Annotated in this window: 17 protein-coding genes; 8 read left to right on the top strand and 9 right to left on the bottom strand. The window is 63.8% G+C overall.

The genetic code is table 11. The features are described 5' to 3' along the window. Nucleotides 1-11: 11 nt before the first annotated feature. Complete coding sequence (locus tag ABIA90_RS25200) at nucleotides 12-926, top strand: ribokinase (RefSeq protein ID WP_354119760.1); 915 nt, start codon at nucleotides 12-14, stop codon at nucleotides 924-926. Here the strand turns inward: ABIA90_RS25200 and ABIA90_RS25195 are convergent, their stop codons facing one another. Next, a complete protein-coding gene (locus tag ABIA90_RS25195) occupies nucleotides 927-2,147 on the bottom strand; it encodes an NAD(P)/FAD-dependent oxidoreductase (RefSeq protein ID WP_354119761.1) in 1,221 nt (406 codons plus the stop codon). Between the two features lie 228 nt (nucleotides 2,148-2,375). Between ABIA90_RS25195 and ABIA90_RS25190 the strand changes: the two genes are divergently transcribed. Continuing rightward, nucleotides 2,376-3,170, top strand: coding sequence for an enoyl-CoA hydratase/isomerase family protein (locus tag ABIA90_RS25190; RefSeq protein WP_354119762.1), 795 nt, complete (start codon nucleotides 2,376-2,378; stop codon nucleotides 3,168-3,170). Then, nucleotides 3,167-3,748, top strand: coding sequence for a histidine phosphatase family protein (locus ABIA90_RS25185; protein WP_354119763.1), 582 nt, complete (start codon nucleotides 3,167-3,169; stop codon nucleotides 3,746-3,748). The genes ABIA90_RS25190 and ABIA90_RS25185 overlap by 4 nt, the downstream gene beginning before the upstream one ends. On the opposite strand, the gene ABIA90_RS25180 is transcribed toward ABIA90_RS25185, so the two are convergent. From ABIA90_RS25180 to ABIA90_RS25165, 4 genes are all read right to left on the bottom strand, one after another. Next, the gene (locus ABIA90_RS25180; protein WP_063984775.1) at nucleotides 3,741-5,081 is read right to left on the bottom strand and encodes a TRAP transporter large permease; all 1,341 of its coding nucleotides are present in this window, start codon (nucleotides 5,079-5,081) and stop codon (nucleotides 3,741-3,743) included. The genes ABIA90_RS25185 and ABIA90_RS25180 overlap by 8 nt on opposite strands. Further along, nucleotides 5,078-5,656: a TRAP transporter small permease gene (locus tag ABIA90_RS25175; protein ID WP_354119764.1), complete on the bottom strand. Its 579-nt coding sequence runs from the start codon at nucleotides 5,654-5,656 to the stop codon at nucleotides 5,078-5,080. The genes ABIA90_RS25180 and ABIA90_RS25175 overlap by 4 nt, the downstream gene beginning before the upstream one ends. 153 nt (nucleotides 5,657-5,809) lie before the next feature. Then, a complete protein-coding gene (locus ABIA90_RS25170) occupies nucleotides 5,810-6,805 on the bottom strand; it encodes a TRAP transporter substrate-binding protein (protein WP_354119765.1) in 996 nt (331 codons plus the stop codon). Nucleotides 6,806-6,866: 61 nt separating this feature from the next. Beyond that, on the bottom strand, nucleotides 6,867-8,585 hold the full coding sequence (locus ABIA90_RS25165; RefSeq protein ID WP_354119766.1) for an IlvD/Edd family dehydratase: 1,719 nt from the start codon (nucleotides 8,583-8,585) through the stop codon (nucleotides 6,867-6,869). Nucleotides 8,586-8,760: 175 nt separating this feature from the next. Between ABIA90_RS25165 and ABIA90_RS25160 the strand changes: the two genes are divergently transcribed. After that, a complete protein-coding gene (locus ABIA90_RS25160) occupies nucleotides 8,761-9,441 on the top strand; it encodes a GntR family transcriptional regulator (protein ID WP_354119767.1) in 681 nt (226 codons plus the stop codon). Nucleotides 9,442-9,473: 32 nt separating this feature from the next. Further along, nucleotides 9,474-10,373: a translation factor GTPase family protein gene (locus ABIA90_RS25155; protein WP_354119768.1), complete on the top strand. Its 900-nt coding sequence runs from the start codon at nucleotides 9,474-9,476 to the stop codon at nucleotides 10,371-10,373. A 67-nt stretch (nucleotides 10,374-10,440) separates the two neighbouring features. On the opposite strand, the gene ABIA90_RS25150 is transcribed toward ABIA90_RS25155, so the two are convergent. The 3 genes from ABIA90_RS25150 to ABIA90_RS25140 form a co-directional block, all read right to left on the bottom strand. Beyond that, nucleotides 10,441-10,695 (bottom strand): hypothetical protein, encoded by a 255-nt coding sequence (locus ABIA90_RS25150; RefSeq protein WP_354119769.1) that lies wholly within the window; start codon nucleotides 10,693-10,695, stop codon nucleotides 10,441-10,443. Between the two features lie 105 nt (nucleotides 10,696-10,800). Next, complete coding sequence (locus ABIA90_RS25145) at nucleotides 10,801-11,187, bottom strand: hypothetical protein (RefSeq protein ID WP_502916650.1); 387 nt, start codon at nucleotides 11,185-11,187, stop codon at nucleotides 10,801-10,803. A gap of 23 nt (nucleotides 11,188-11,210) precedes the next feature. Continuing rightward, nucleotides 11,211-11,474: a GlsB/YeaQ/YmgE family stress response membrane protein gene (locus ABIA90_RS25140; RefSeq protein ID WP_063986569.1), complete on the bottom strand. Its 264-nt coding sequence runs from the start codon at nucleotides 11,472-11,474 to the stop codon at nucleotides 11,211-11,213. Nucleotides 11,475-11,667: 193 nt separating this feature from the next. On the opposite strand from ABIA90_RS25140, the gene ABIA90_RS25135 reads away from it, so the two are divergent. Together ABIA90_RS25135 and ABIA90_RS25130 are read left to right on the top strand one after the other, a co-directional pair. Continuing rightward, entirely contained in the window at nucleotides 11,668-12,573 is a 906-nt protein-coding gene (locus tag ABIA90_RS25135) for a transglutaminase family protein (RefSeq protein ID WP_354119771.1), read from the top strand. A 31-nt stretch (nucleotides 12,574-12,604) separates the two neighbouring features. Next, nucleotides 12,605-13,435 carry a potassium channel family protein gene (locus tag ABIA90_RS25130; RefSeq protein WP_354119772.1) on the top strand — a complete coding sequence of 277 codons (831 nt, stop codon included), beginning with the start codon at nucleotides 12,605-12,607 and terminating at the stop codon, nucleotides 13,433-13,435. 70 nt (nucleotides 13,436-13,505) lie between these two features. On the opposite strand, the gene ABIA90_RS25125 is transcribed toward ABIA90_RS25130, so the two are convergent. After that, nucleotides 13,506-14,330, bottom strand: a complete 825-nt coding sequence (locus ABIA90_RS25125; RefSeq protein ID WP_041955853.1) for an NAD-dependent epimerase/dehydratase family protein — start codon at nucleotides 14,328-14,330, stop codon at nucleotides 13,506-13,508. Between the two features lie 91 nt (nucleotides 14,331-14,421). Here ABIA90_RS25125 and ABIA90_RS25120 point away from each other — a divergent pair, with 91 nt between their 5' ends. After that, nucleotides 14,422-15,390, top strand: a complete 969-nt coding sequence (locus ABIA90_RS25120) for an SMP-30/gluconolactonase/LRE family protein (protein ID WP_354119773.1) — start codon at nucleotides 14,422-14,424, stop codon at nucleotides 15,388-15,390. The last annotated feature ends 217 nt before the right edge of the window (nucleotides 15,391-15,607 follow it).

Below are 15,607 nucleotides of genomic sequence, written 5' to 3'. Positions count from 1 at the left end.
AAGGGCATATCATGGGGCGCGTCTTTATCGCCGGCAGCATCAACATGGATGTGGTGGCGACCGCCGATCGCCATCCCAAGGTCGGCGAGACCGTCGCCGGCCGGCAGGTGCTGTATTTTCCTGGCGGCAAGGGCGCGAACCAGGCCGTCGCGGCGTCGCGACTCGGTACGAAGACCACGCTGATCGGCCGGCTTGGCAAGGATTCATTTGGCGCTGAGTTGCGGATGTTCCTCGGTGCGCAGGGCATCGAGCTCGGCTCTGTTCGGGACGCCGACACGCATAGCGGCACCGCGATCATCACGGTCGCGGCCTCCGACAACACCATCGTCGTCATCCCCGGCAGCAATGCGCTGGTCGGCGCCGACGATGTCGCGAACGTTCCGCTGGCGAAGGGCGATGTGGCCGTCAGCCAGTTCGAGATTCCGCTGCCGACGATTGCCGCCTTCTTCCAGCGCGCCCGCAGCGCCGGCGCCACGACGCTGCTCAACCCGGCACCGGCGCAAAAGATGTCCGCCGAGCTGCTGGCGCTCGTCGACATCCTCGTGCTGAACGAGACCGAGCTCGGCTTCCTCGCGGGCGTGGAGCTTTCCGACGGCGACGAGGCCGCAACAATCATCGACGTCGCGCGGCAACTTCAGGCGCGCGAGGACCAGACCATCTGCGTGACGCTCGGCAAGCGAGGCGTGCTCGCGCTCGCCGGCCGCGAGGAATTCACGGTGTCCGGCCGCGCAGTGAAGGCGGTCGACACCACCGGCGCGGGCGACTGCTTCGTCGGCGCGCTTGCGGCGCAGCTGGCGGAGGGCGTGTCCCTCCGTGCCGCGCTCGCTTTCGCCAACGCGGCCGCCTCGATCAGCGTGCAGCGGATGGGCGCCGGGCCGTCGATGCCGACGGCCGCGGAAGTCGCCGCCGTCGTCAATGCCGGCTGATCAGGCCAGCGCGCTCTTCAGGTCGAAGCCTTCATCCGCGGCCTGCTCCGGCGTGATCGAGCGCTCCAGTCCGAACAGGCGGCGGCCGAACATGTGGTCGCCGGCACGGTTGACCGACTCGATGCCGAGCAGTCTGTCGCCCTTGTAGCAGAACGCCGAGAACGCTTTCTTCGCGGGATCGCCGCGCAGCACGACGCGGTCATAGCCGGTGGTCAGCCCCGCCATCTGGAGCTTGTCGTCGCCCTGGTCGCTCCAGAACCAGGGATGGCTGTCGTAGGCCTTGCGGTCGCCGGTCAGCCGCGCCGCGAGGCAGCGGGCGTGATCGGTGGCGTTCTGCACCGACTCCAGCCGCTGCGATCCGCCGAAGCGCGGACTGGCGAACAGCGCGCAGTCGCCGATCGCGGAGATGTCAGGATCGGACGTCGAGAGATATTCGTCGACGATGATGCCGGCGGCGACGGCAAGCCCCGCCTCCGCCGCAAGCTCGATGTTCGGCAGCACGCCGACACCGACCACGACGAGGTCGGCCGGCAGATGCCTTCCGTCGCTCAAGGAAACGCCGGTGACCTTGCCGCCCTCAGCCTCGATCGAGGTTGCCTGCACACCGAGGTGAATGCGGATGCCGGCCTCGCGATGCCGCGCCTGAAAATACTCCGAGACCTCCGCCGTCACCGCGCGCGCCATCACGCGCGGGGCGAGTTCGAGCACGTCCACCTCGAGGCCCTTGATCCGCGCGGTGGCCGCGAATTCGAGGCCGATGAAGCCGGCGCCGATCACCACGACACGCGACTTCGACGGCATGATCTGTCGCAGCGCCTCGCTGTCGTCGAGGATGCGCAAGTATTTCACGTCGGGCAAATTCGCATTCGGCAAATCAAGCAGCCGGTTGCGCGCACCCGTGGCCAGCACGAGGTGGCTGTAAGGCAGCGTCTCGCCGGATGCGAGATGCACCTTGTGGCCGGCGCGATCGATCGACACCGCGCGGCCTGCGATCAGCTCGATCTTCTGATCCTGGTAGAATTTCTCCGGCCGGAACATCAGGCTCTCCGGCCCGGCCGAGCCCTTGATATAGGCCTTGGACAGCGGCGGCCGCTGATAAGGCAGATGCGCCTCGTCGTTGAGCAAGCAGACGCGATCGGAAAAGCCCGCCTGGCGCAGGGATGCCGCGACCTGGTAGCCGCCATGGCCGGCACCGACAATGATCACCGGACCACCCGTCATTGGAACAGCCCATTTCCGGAGACACGAGCGTCACCCATGCCGTCTCCTCTCTCGCTGATATTGGCTTGGCTTGCCCAGGAGGAGCCGGCGCTCGTGTCCGTTCCTAAACGAAGGCGGCCCCATTTGAGCCCATCATTCCGTCCTGCGCAAGAGCGGCATGCGGGGATTGTCACCCCCGACCTTCTGCGATTTAGTTGCAGCAACGACCTCATGCCGGGGATATTCCAGATGCCAGCTCCCGTCTCAAAACCCGACGATCCCGCCCAGCTGCGGATCGACGGCCCGATCGCAACCATCACGCTCAACCGCCCCGCCGCGTTCAACTCGATCAACCTTGCAATTGCGCAGAAGCTCGAACAGCTCGCGGCCTATCTCGAAGGCGCCGACGACATCAGGGTCGTCGTGCTCGAAGGAGAAGGCCGCGCCTTCTCGGCCGGCGGCGATCTGCAGACGATCGGCGCTGCGGCCGAAACCGGCACGGTCACGCCGGTCGTCGGCGAGCTGCTGAAGCACTATCACGCCTTCATCGAGATGATCCGGCGCATGCCGAAGATTTCGCTGTCCAGCGTGCACGGCTCGGCGGCCGGCGCCGGCATGGGCCTCGCCTTCGTCACCGATCTCTGCATCGCTGCGGAGGATGCCAAGTTCACGCCGGCCTATGCCAAGATCGGGGTGTCGCCGGACGGCGGCTCGACGGTCGGAATCGTCGGTACGGTCGGATCGCGACGTGCGCTCCAGATCTTCCTGTCGGAGGACAATTTTACCGCGCAGCAGGCCTATGAATGGGGCCTGGTTGCGAAGGTCGTCCCCGCCGCAGAGTTGAAGGCGGCCACGCGAAAACTCGCCGAGCGCCTGGCGCAGAATCCGCCGGCGGCGATCGCCGGCACCAAGTCGCTGGTCTACCAGGCCGCGACCACGCCGGTGAAGCAGCAGCTCGATGCCGAGGAACACAAGATCATCATGGCGATGAACACGGAGGATTTCCGCGTCGCTGTGAAGAAATTCACGAGCAAGGGCAAGTGAGCGTGCCGGCACCGGCGCGCTCGTTCTGCGGCCTGCGCCACGGCGCGACCGACTGGAATAGGCAGGGGCTGTTTCAGGGACGAACCGACAACCCGCTGAACGCGGACGGCCTTGCGCAGGCGCACGAGGCCGCGGACATGTTGCGCGGTACCGGCATCAGCCGCATCGTCGCGAGCCCGCTGGTGCGCGCGGCGCGAACGGCCAAGATCATCGCGGACGCCATTTCGGCGCCGCTCTCGATCGACGACGGCATCATCGAGTTCGATTTCGGAAGCTTTGAGGGCCTCCCTGTCCGCGAGCTCATGATCAAGCACGGCGTCAACTCAGCGACGGGCCTCGTCTCGATCCTGCCCGCCGACGGCGAAAACTGGGACGCCATGACCGATCGGTCGCTGGCTTGCGTCTCCGCATGGCTCGACCGTCATCCTGACGACGACTTCCTGTTCGTCTGCCACGACGCGGTGATGCAGGGAATGGCGAAGTCACTGTGCGGCAGCTATTTCAAGAACAGCCACGGCACGCCGTTTCGCTACCTCCGTGAAGGCGAGCAATGGCGCGTCGAGCAGCTCGTCACTTAGGACAGATGTAGCCTGTCCCCGCCGGCGACTTGAAGCAGCCGACCGATTCCGGCAGCACTTTCTGCGGCAGCCACAGCACCACGCTCGGGAAATAGATCGCGAACGCGATCGTGGCCAGGAACACCACATAGATCGGCAAGGCGGCGCGTAAGGCCTTGGCAAAACTGATGCCGACGAATTTCGAGGCCATCAGCAGCACCAGGCCGTATGGCGGCGTGATCAGGCCAAAGGCGAGCGTGGCGATCAGCACCACGCCCATGTGCACGGCGTTGATGTCGCCGGCCTCGGTCAGCGCGTTGACCAGCGGCATGAAGATGATGATGGTCGGCACTGGCTCGATGAAGTCGCCGACCACGGTGAAGAGCAGAACCATCAGCAGCATGATCAGATGCGGATCGTTGCCGGCAATCGAGGTGATCATGTCGGCGATGTAACTCGCACCGCGTAAGTAAGCGAGCATCCAGCCGAAGGCATTGGCGGCGCCGATCGTGATCAGCGGCAGCGAGAAGATCAGGCCTGCAAGGCAGAAATCATATGGGATCTTTTTGATATGCCCGCGGTTCAGCGCGGGGATCACGACGACGACAATCCAGACCACCGCAACGACGCCGGCTTCCGTCGGCGTGAACCAGCCGGTGAGGATGCCGCCGAGCAAAATGACAGGGATCATCAGCGGCAGGGCGGCGTCACCCGCGGCGAACACCACCTGCCGCAGCGGCGCGCGGGGCTTGCGCAGGCCGGAAGGGCCGAAGAAATAGCAGTAGATCATCAGGCCAAAGCCGATCATCAGGCCCGGCACCACGCCCGCCATGAATAGGCCGGCGATCGAGACGTTGCCGACCGCGCCATAGACCACCGCCGTGATGCTCGGCGGCACCAGCGCGGCGATGGTCGAGGCGGACGCGATGATCGCCGCAATGAAGGCGGGCTCATAGCCCTCGCGCTTCATCGGGCCGCCCAGCGCACGGCTCATCACGGCGACGTCGGCGGTGGTCGAGCCCGACATTTCCGAGAAGAACATGCTGAAGACAACGACGACCTGCGACAACCCGCCCCTGATGTGCCCGACCAGCGACACCGACAAATTGGCTATTCGTACCACCACATTGGCCGAGCTCATGAGCTCGCCGACCAGCAGGAAGAACGGAATCGCCAGCAGCGCCTCGGAGTCCACGCCGTCAAAGATCTTCTGGATGATCGCGGCCAGCGAGACATCCGACAGGATCGCACCGATGAAGACGCCGGCCATCAGCGAGAACGGCACGGGCACGCCGAGATAGCCGAACGACAGGAAGCAGATCGACATCAACGCGAGGACAACGGGTGCGCTCACGGCTGCGCCCTCATCTGCACGTCCGTGATGACGGGCGCTCCGTCCTCTTCGGGCGGCTCGTGATGGTCAAAGCCGTTGCGCAAGCCGTTGACGAGCTGCTCGATGGTGAACAGGCCGATCAGCACGCCGGACAGCGGAATGATCGCATAGAGCGAGGCGATCGGGGTGCCCGACGGCAAGCGAAAGCTGCCGAAGCCGCGAAGATAGTTCTGATAGCCGTACCAGACCAGGCAGAAGGCGACGCCGAGCACGACGAGACGAATGATCACTTCGACGATCAGCCGCGCCGTGCCGTGCATCGCTTCGGAGATCGCGGTGAGATAGAGGTGATCGTTGCGCCGGGTCGCGACCGCGGTCCCGACGAAGATCGCATAGATGAACAGCGTCGAGGTGACTTCCTGAAGCCACAGCCAGGGATGGCCAATGGTGCGCGTGACGATGTCGGCGGTGACCGACAGCGAGAAGCCGAAGCAGAGCACGCCGCAGAGGATCATCAGCGCAAGCTCGAGCCGGTCGAGCCAGCGCCACTTGAGGTGACGCTGGCGTTGAACGAGCAGTTTGTCGGCGATGGGCATTGTTGCTCCCGGCTGCAGCTTTCCGTCATGGCCGGGCTTGTCCCGGCCATCCACGCACTTGGTGCGGGCTCGAAGGAAGAACGTAGATGCTCGGGACATCTGGCGCGAAGGCGCGCTTCGCGCTTCTGCCCGGGCATGACGACTTTGCTGGAACTAGTTCACCGACCGGATCAAATTCTTGATCTTCTCGGCATGCGGGCCGAGCTCCTTGGCGAGCTTGTCGAGATAGGGATCGGCGATCACCGTGAAGCTCTTCTTGTCGACGTTGTCGACGATCTTCACGCCCATCTTCTTCAGCTTGTCGGCCGCCGTGCGCTCGAGGTCGAACGCCTTCGCGGGCTCTTTCGTGCTGACCTCGTTGGCCGCCGCCTGCACCCACCCCTTCTGCTCCGCCGACAGGCTCTGCCAGAGCTTGTCGGAGACGAACACCAGCGCGTTGTTGGCCTCGTGCTCGGTGATGTTGAGGACCGGGGCGACCTCGTAGTGCTTGTTGACGAGGTAGACGTTGATGCTGTTCTCGGCGACGTCGACGACACCGGTTTGCAAGCTCGTGTAGACGCTGCCGAACGGCATATGCACGGTCTGGGCGCCATAGGCCGGGAACATCATGTCCTCGGTCGCGGTCGCCTGGACGCGGATCTTCAGCCCCTTGATGTCGCCGACATTGTGGATCTCCTTCTTGGAGTACATGTGGCGCACACCCTGCGAACCGGTCGCAATCACGTGCAGGCCCTGCGTCGTCTCGTCGATCATGGTCTTGAGCGCTTCGAACACGCGGGGATCGGCCAGCCCCTTGATCACGTGGCTCTCGTCGCGGAACAGGAAGTGCAGCGACATCACGCCGGCCTGCGGCGAGATCGTCGCGGTGTTGGCCGAGGAGATGATGGCGAATTCGATGTCGCCGGCCTTCACGAGCTGGAGCACTTGCGGCTCCTGCCCGAGTTGCGCGCCCGGATACTGGTCGATGATCATGGTGCCCTTGCTCAATTCCTTGAGCTTATCGGCAAAGAGGTCGCCCGCGATGGAATAGCCGGTGTTGCGCGGCTGATCGTAGGCAAAGCGATAATGCTTCACCTCCTGTGCCCCGGCCCCGGTGACGAAAAGTACGGCGGCCATCGCCACCAACCCACGCATGGATCGTGCAATCATCGTTTCCCCCTGTTTTATCGCCCGCCGCTTGTGCGGTCTGAGCGCTGGTTCGGGTGGTTCGTCACCCCTTCTCAGTCTGCTTCCCAGTCCTCTGCATGAAATCGAAGTCGCAGCCCTCGTCGGCCTGCATGATGGTCTCGTTGAACAGCCAGGCGTAGCCGCGCCGCGCCTCGTCGGGTGCTGCGGCCGGCTTCAATGCGGCGCGCCGACGCTCCAGCTCGGCGGCATCGACCAGCAGCTCGATGCTGCGCTTGGCAACATCCAGCTGGATCATGTCGCCGTTCTTCACCAGCGCGAGCGGTCCGCCGACGGCGGATTCCGGCGTGATGTGAAGCACGATGGTGCCGAACGCGGTGCCGCTCATGCGCGCATCCGAAATGCGCACCATATCCTTGGTGCCGCCGCGCGCGAGCTTCTTCGGGATCGGCAGATAACCCGCCTCGGGCATGCCGGGCGCGCCCTTGGGGCCGGCGTTGCGCAGCACCAGCACGTCGTCGGAGTTCACGTCGAGATCGGGATGGTCGACCCGCAAGGTCATGTCCTCGACGGATTCGAACACCACCGCGCGCCCGGTGTGCTGCAACAGCTTGGGGCTCGCGGCCGACTGCTTGATGACGGCACCGCGCGGGGCGAGATTGCCGTGCAGGACGGCAAGGCCGCCTTCCTTCTTGATCGGATTGTCGCGCGGACGGATCGCATCCTGACCCGGCACGTCCTCAGCATTCGCAACGACATCGCGCAGCGTCTGGCCGCTGATGGTCCTCGCGTCGAGATCGACGAGATCGCCGAGCTGCGCCAGCAATTTCGGCACGCCACCGGCGTGGTGGAAATGCTCCATGTAGTGTTCGCCCGACGGCTTGAGGTCGACCAGCACCGGCACTTCGCGGCCAATCTGGTCGAACACCTCGAGATCGAGGCGGTGGGGCGAGCGGTGCGCCATTGCCGTCAAATGGATCAGGCCGTTGGTCGAGCCGCCGATCGCCTGGAGCACGACCTGCGCATTCTTGAAAGACGCCGGCGTCAGCAATTCGCTCGGCTTCGGCCCCTTGGTCTTGGCCATCTCGGCGGCAACCCTGCCGCTCGCTTCGGCCAGGCGAAAGCGTTCGGCGTGCGGCGCGGGAATCGTCGCGCTCATCGGCAGGGACAGGCCCATGGCTTCGATCATGCAGGCCATGGTCGAGGCCGTGCCCATCACCATGCAGGTGCCGACCGACGGCGCGAGGCGGCCATTGACCGCCTCGATCTCGGCATCGTCCATTTCGCCGGCGCGATATTTGCCCCAGAGACGGCGGCAATCGGTGCAGGCACCGAGCACCTCGCCCTTGTGATGACCGACCACCATCGGACCGACGGGAATGACCACGGTCGGCAAATCGGCGCTGATCGCGGCCATGACCTGCGCAGGAAGGGTCTTGTCGCAGCCGCCGATCACGATCACCGAATCCATCGGCTGGGCCCGGATCATCTCCTCGGTGTCCATCGCCATCAGATTGCGCAGATACATCGAGGTCGGATGCGCAAAGCTCTCGGCGATCGAAATGGTCGGAAACACGAACGGCATCGCGCCCGACAGCATCACGCCGCGCTTGGCGGCCTCGATGATCTGCGGGACGTTGCCGTGGCAGGGATTGTAGTCGCTATAGGTGTTGGTGATGCCGACGATCGGGCGCTCCAGCGCGTCGTCGGAATAGCCCATGGCCTTGATGAACGCCTTGCGCAGGAACAGCGAGAAGCCGGCATCGCCATAGCTCGTCAGACCCTTGCGCAAACCACTCGTCATCATACCGCTCCTTCTCGCTTGCCATTGTGCTACAGCCTGCCCCCTGATTGTCAATAAGATTGGGCCGGATCGCCGCGCTTTCTGGCTCCAGACGCTGCCTGCGGACACAAATTATTGACAATCCGACCTCGCCCTGCTCCACAAGACGAACCGGCAGATGCCGGAGGCTGAGGGCATGTCCGACATTCGCACCGCAGACGCCATGCCGGTCCGGCGCGACGATCCGGACGACGTCGTCGCGCGGCTGGAAGAGGACATCATCTTCGGCCGCCTGCCGCCGGGTGCGCGCCTCACCGAGGACGCGTTGATGTCGCGCTACGGCACGTCCCGGCACTTCGTGCGGCAGGCCTTGGTGGATGCGGAGCGCCGCGGCATCGTCCGCCGCGAGAAGAACGTCGGCGCCACCGTGCGGTTCTACTCGGCCGAGGAAGTCCGGCAGATCTACGAGGTCCGCGAGATGCTGACGCGGCAGGCCGCGCTGATGATCCCCCTGCCTGCACCGCAAGCCCTGATCAACGAGCTGACTGGGCTGCAACGGCAATATTGCGCGAAGGCAGATGTGCAGGATTTGCGCGGCATTCACGAGGCCAACGACGCCTTTCACCTCGCGCTGTTCTCGGCCTGCGGCAATCCCTATCTCGTCCGCTCGCTCCAGGACTACATGAGCCTGACGCTGCCGATGCGCGCCAAGAACCTCGCCGACCGCGAGGGACTTGCGCAATCGCGGCGCCAGCACGAGCTGATGATCGAGCTGTTGAAGGGCCGCGACAGCTGGGCGCTGGCGCAGCTGTGTGTGGATCACATGCAGTTCAGCAAGTCGGATTATCTGGCGAGGATTGCGGGTGAGGAGAGCTGACGCTAGACCAAGGCAACGCTACAGGTCTTACAATGCCGCATGATGTGAGCACGCCACCCCTGCTTGTTGACGTCGCCATCGAAGCGAAGTCCAGGGCCGATCATGAGAAGCTCGTTGCTGCGCTCTTGAAGCTCACCGCCAAGGACGGAGCGCTCGCCGTGTCGGTCGATCAAGACTCTGCTCAGATCATCCTGAAGGGAACGAGCGAAACCCACATCGAGAGCGCGATCGACGCCCTCAACCGGACCTCTGGAATAGCCGTCAATATTGGTGCCCTGCAGGTGGCATTTCTCGAGCATCCGACCAAACGTGCGGAAGCGGAATACACTCACAAAAAGATCTACGGGCCTAAGGGGGAGTTTGCCGCCGTCAAGCTTGCCATCGAGCCGAATGAGCCTGGCGAGGGATACCAGCTTGAACGCAAGATTGGTGTGGATGCGCTACCGAACAAATATATGCCCGGGATCGAGAAAGGGCTCGAAAGCGTACTGGCCTGCGGCGTGATTGCGGGCTTTCCGGTGGTGGACCTCAGGGTCCAGCTGATCGACGGCAAGTATCACGACGTCGATTCTTCACCGCTCGCCTTCGAGATCGCGGCCAATGCCGCCTTCCGCAAGGCCCTGCAAACGGCGGAATCGGTCTTGCTTGAACCGATCATGAAGGTCGAAGTGGTGACACCGACGCCGTTCGCACAATCGATCGTTGACGACCTGACATCACGGCGTGGGACCGCCCACTCCAGGGTCGTCGACGATGACACGGTCGCGATCGATGCGACGGTACCGCTCATAGCGATGTTCGGCTATGCGAACAGCCTGCGCGTGTTGAGCCAGGGGCTCGCCAGCCACACAATGCGCTTCGACCGCTATGCCGCCGCACCGCAGCCCTGGGACGGCCCGCCATTTCGTCCGGCGATCGGGATGCGTGCCTGACACTCATCGCGATAGAAGAGGCCGCCAACGCAGGCGGCCTCCCAAAATTCTGAACTGACCCGCGCTCTTATTTGAGGTCGAGAGCCCGGCAGTAGTAGCCGCTCTCAACGCCCGTCCAGCCTCGCTCCATGCGGTTACTGCGGCACTCGTAGTAGGACTTGAAGTTGAGGACGTTCTTGCAACTCGCAACCGCGCCGCCGGAGAGCGAGCATCCCGGACCTTGGTTTGGGTTCAGGTGAGCCGCGGGACCGATCGGTGCGGCGCTCACCGGCGCGATCGACAAGGTAGCAAGGATCAACGCTGACATCGCTAACGTCTTCATAGCCATCCTCCCTGTTCTTGTTGCCTGGGACGGCAATGCACGTCCCGGAACAGACGATAGCATGACGCGAGTGACAGGTCCTTCTCAATCAGAGCTTGTTCGCGTTCAGTACCGCCTCAGCAATCCGCGGTCCACGCTGGCATCGCCGTAGTCAGCGCAGCCCCTTGTCGGGTTCTTGATCAAGTCCGTCCGGACGCGCCTGAACGTTTTGCCGGCCGCCTCACGCACCTCGGGGCGGAATTTACCGGGATCGTAGGTCTCGCCGTCGCGGGCCTTGATGGCTGCAGCATAGGCGTCGATCATGGCCATCGCCGCCTCAGGACTACCGAGAAGCCGGGCGCCGAGTTGAACGCCGCCGGCGCCATCGACCTCGTAGCCGATGCATCGCTGCTCCAGCACCACCGATGCGGTGACGAGCTGGTCGAGAAACGTCGCCTCGGCGTCGCTGAGCGTTGCGGCTTGCAATGGTCCTGTCACGATCATCGCGAGCATCGCGACGGCTGATAGCGTGATTTTCAAGCGCGCCCCTGACGACCCATGACAAGGCCGTACAGGAAGAGGAGGATGATGGCTCCGACCACGCTGCCGATGAAGCCGGCGGCCTCTCCGAAATGATACCAGCCCACGGCTTGACCGAGCCAGGTCGCGACGAACGCGCCGACGATTCCCAAGACCGTCGTCAGGATGAACCCCGTGGGCTCGGACTTGTCGCCGGGCATGATGAATTTCGCGACCACGCCGACGATAAATCCAATGATGATCGTCCAAAGGATACCCATGTCCATCGCTCCATTCGGTCGGTTTGCACATCAACGTCTGAAGGAATGCCTGATCGCTTGATGGGCCAGACGATCCCGGGAACGACGTTGATCTAGATCAATGGGTGGAAGCGGCCGGGCCGAAAGCTGGCGCCTGCTCTCTCTTGCGCGGGAAGGCGCTCAATGCGCTCCGCAACGCGAAGCGGATCAATGCATGGCGATCATAGGCGAGATCACGCACACCACGACCTACCGCTATGCAAAGCCGGTGACGTTCGGCACGCACCGGGCGATGTTCCTGCCGCGGCGCGGCGCCGCGACCCGGCTGCTTCGCTGGTCCGCTGCTACCAGCCTGCCGTCGAAGGTGCATTGGGTCACCGACTCCCGCTCCAATGCCGTCACGGTGATGGACTTCAGCGAACGCGGCAGCGAGCTGACATTCACGTTTAGGGTTCGTGGAGTCTATTTCGGCATCAAGGGTCTGGAGACATTTCCGCTGGAGCCCCGGGCCGAGGAGGTCCCCGTGCAGTACACCCCGGACGAATGGACCGACCTTGCCGGTTACCTGCGCCCGCATGCCGACGATGCAGACGGCAGCCATGCGGCGTGGACCAAGAGCTTCGTCGCCGGCGATCAGGATCGGACCGCCGACGTGCTGCGCCGAATGCTCGGCAAGTTTCGGACCGACTTCAGCTATCGCGGCAGAGATGCCGAAGGCACACAGTCACCCGGCGAAACGCTGCGCACAAAATCGGGCACCTGCCGGGACTTCGCCTGGCTGATGATCGAGACGTTGCGCCGGCTCGGCTTTGCCGCACGCTTCGTCAGCGGTTATCTCTATGATGCGGCGCTCGATGGCGGCGCCGTGGGCATGACCGGCTCCGGCGCAACCCACGCATGGGTGCAGGTATTCCTGCCCGGCGCCGGCTGGCTGGATTACGATCCAACCAACAGCTTGAGCGCCGGCTTCGACCTCATTCCGGTGGCCATTGCGCGGCATCCGGGCCAGGCCGTGCCGCTGACTGGGTCGTGGTTCGGCGATCCCGGCGACTATTTGGGCATGTCGATCAATGTCGCCGTCAACAAGATTGGCGAAATGCTCGATCCTTCGGAAGCGTAGGCTACCGAGATAGGCGCGGCGGTCGCTGACCATGGCATTTTATCGCAACAGTACGAAGGGACATGGGCCGCTCGACGCCGTCGCCGTCCCATTCGAGGCCCTGAAGGGCAGGATCCGGCAACTTTACGAAGGCGACACGTTCGGCTGCATAAAATTCCGATACGCCCTGCTTGCGCTCGACATCGTCACGGTTCTGTTCATCATCGCGACCTCGTTCCTGCCTCGCAACCGGGCCGTCGAGTCGCTCGATGTGGTGTTCGGCGTGCTGATCCTTGCGGACTTCGCCGCACGGATGATCATCAGCCGTCAGCCGCTGCACGACCTGGCGCGGCTTTCGACCTGGACCGACATCGTCGTCATCATCTCGTTCCTTGCGCCGCTCGCCGGAGAGGCCGGCGGCTTCCTGCGCGCATTTCGAACATTGCGGCTGCTGCGCGACTACCAGATGGTGGCGCGCCTCCGGGTCGACAGCCCCTTCTTCCGGCGAAACGAGGAAGTCGTTTTTGCCGTCGTGAACCTCGGCGTGTTCATTTTCGTAATGACCGGGATCGTCTACGAGACGCAGAAGTCTCACAATCATCAGATCGCCAACTATGCCGACGCGCTCTACTTCACGGTCACCGCACTGACCACGACCGGCTTCGGCGACATCACCTTGCCCGGGACCGTCGGCCGCCTGATCACCGTCGTCATCATGATCTTTGGCGTGACCCTTTTCCTGAATCTCGCCAAGGCACTGCTCGCGCCCTCCAAGGTACGCTTCCCCTGTCCGGTTTGCGCCCTGCAGCGCCACGATGTCGACGCGGTGCATTGCAAAGCGTGTGGCACCGTATTGAACATTCCCGATGAAGGCATGGACTAGGCTGCATGCCGGCGCGAGTGCCGCGGAGAGGCCCCCTCACCTCATAACTGTGGAGAGGGGGCATGGCATTTCAGCGCTTATTCCAATCAATGATCCGGCTCGCATCGCCGTCGAACTCGTTGCTGCAGAACGCGCCGCCCTGGTAGTGGTCGCCGACCGGATCCGGCTTCAGCTTGGCCTGCTCGGCCATCGCGTGCTCGCGGAAATCCTCGGCGCGCCCCGTCGGGCGATAGCCGAATTCGTAGGCGCGGTGGTTGTCCCACCAGGCGCGCTCGTTGAGGGAGGCGCCGTAGAAGACCTCGAAATGGATGTCGGGATGTTCGAGCCCGATGCGGCAGAGCTGCACGAGGTCGTCGGGTTTCAGCCAGATCGAGAGCCGGCGCTGGTCGAGCGGCATGTCGCCGAAATTGCCGATGCGCAGGCAGGTCACCTTCAGGCCGTGCTTGTCGGCGTAGAGCGCACCGACGGCCTCGCCGAACACCTTGCTGACGCCATAACGCCCGTCGGGGCGCGGGGTGACGTCGGCCCCGATCTTGTGGTGGCGGGGATAGAAGCCGACGGCGTGGTTGGACGAGGCGAACACCACGCGCTTGACACCCTTGCGGTAGGCGGCCTCGAACAGATTGTAGCCGCCGATGATGTTGGCCTGGAGGATTTGGTCCCAGGTGCCTTCGACCGAATAGCCGCCGAAATGGATGATGCCGTCGACGCCCTCGCAGATCGCCTCGCACTGCGCGAGATCGGCGAGATCCGCCGCCTTGAATTGTTCGTTCGCGCCGAGATCGGCGGGCGGCTTGATGTCGGAGAGCAGGAGATCCGGATAGATCGGCGGCAGCAGTTTTCGCAGGCTCGTGCCGATTCCGCCCGAAGCTCCCGTCATCAAAATACGCGGCATGTCTTCCCTCGCCTGTGGTGACCGATTTGCGGCCGTAGATAACTGATGCTAGCAGACTTGGACAGAGGGAACGCAACAAAGAGACCTGCACATGAACGATGCATCGTCCCACACTCAAGGCTGGCGGCCGGCGACCTACTACCCCGATCCGGCGATAAAAGCACTGGACCCCCGCTTCGAAAAATACTGGCTAAAGCTGTCGGCAGTGGAGCGGCTGGCGACCGGCCTGCGCTGGGCCGAGGGTCCGGTGTGGTTCGGCGACGGCCGCTATCTCCTGTGCAGCGACATCCCGAACCAGCGCATCATCAAGTGGGAGGAGGAGACTGGAACCGTCTCGGTTTTCCGAAAGCCCTCGAATTTCGCCAACGGCAACACCAGGGATCGTCAGGGCCGGCTCGTCACCTGCGAGCATGGCGGCCGCCGCGTGGTGCGCACCGAATATGACGGCGAGATCACGGTGCTGATGGACTCCTTCAACGGCAAGCCGCTGAACTCGCCGAACGACGTGGTGGTGAAGTCCGACGGCTCGATCTGGTTCACCGATCCGACCTTCGGCCTGCTCGGCAATTACGAAGGCTACAAGGCCGAGCCCGAGATCGAGCCGAACGTCTATCGGCTCGATCCCGAGACCGGCAAAGCGACCATCGTTGCCGAGGGCGTGCTCGGTCCGAACGGGCTGTGCTTCTCGCCCGACGAGAGGATTCTGTATGTCGTGGAATCGCGCGGCGTGCCGAACCGAAAGATCCTCGCCTATGATGTCTCGCCCGACGGCACCACCATCTCCAACAAGCGCGTCCACATCGATGCCGGCCCGGGCACGCCGGACGGCATGCGCTGCGACATCGACGGCAATCTCTGGTGCGGCTGGGGCATGGGCGATCCCGAGCTCGACGGCGTCGTGGTATTCGCGCCCGACGGCGTCATGATCGGCCGCATCGCGCTGCCCGAGCGCTGCGCCAATCTCTGCTTCGGCGGCGTCAAGCGCAACCGCCTGTTCATGGCGGCAAGCCAGTCGATCTACGCGCTGTATGTGAACACGCAAGGCGCGGTCGGGGGATAGGCGTTCCGCAGCGACGGTCTCGTAGGGTGGGCAAAGCGAAAGCGTGCCCACCATTCCTTGCCAGCTCGTGATGGTGGGCACGTCGCTACGCTCCTTTGCCCACCCTACGAGATCTCTCCTCCGTCATTGCGAGCGAAGCGAAGCAATCCAGAGTCTTTCCGTGGAGACAGTCTGGATTGCTTCGTCGCTGCGCTCCTCGCAATGACGACGGAGCAAA

Origin of the sequence: Bradyrhizobium sp. LA6.8 (genome assembly GCF_040547935.1) — a bacterium.
In the GTDB taxonomy this organism is placed as follows: Bacteria; Pseudomonadota; Alphaproteobacteria; order Rhizobiales; family Xanthobacteraceae; genus Bradyrhizobium; species Bradyrhizobium barranii.
The sequence above is the reverse complement of the archived record's forward strand: the minus strand, read 5'-3'. Positions and strand labels throughout refer to the sequence as shown.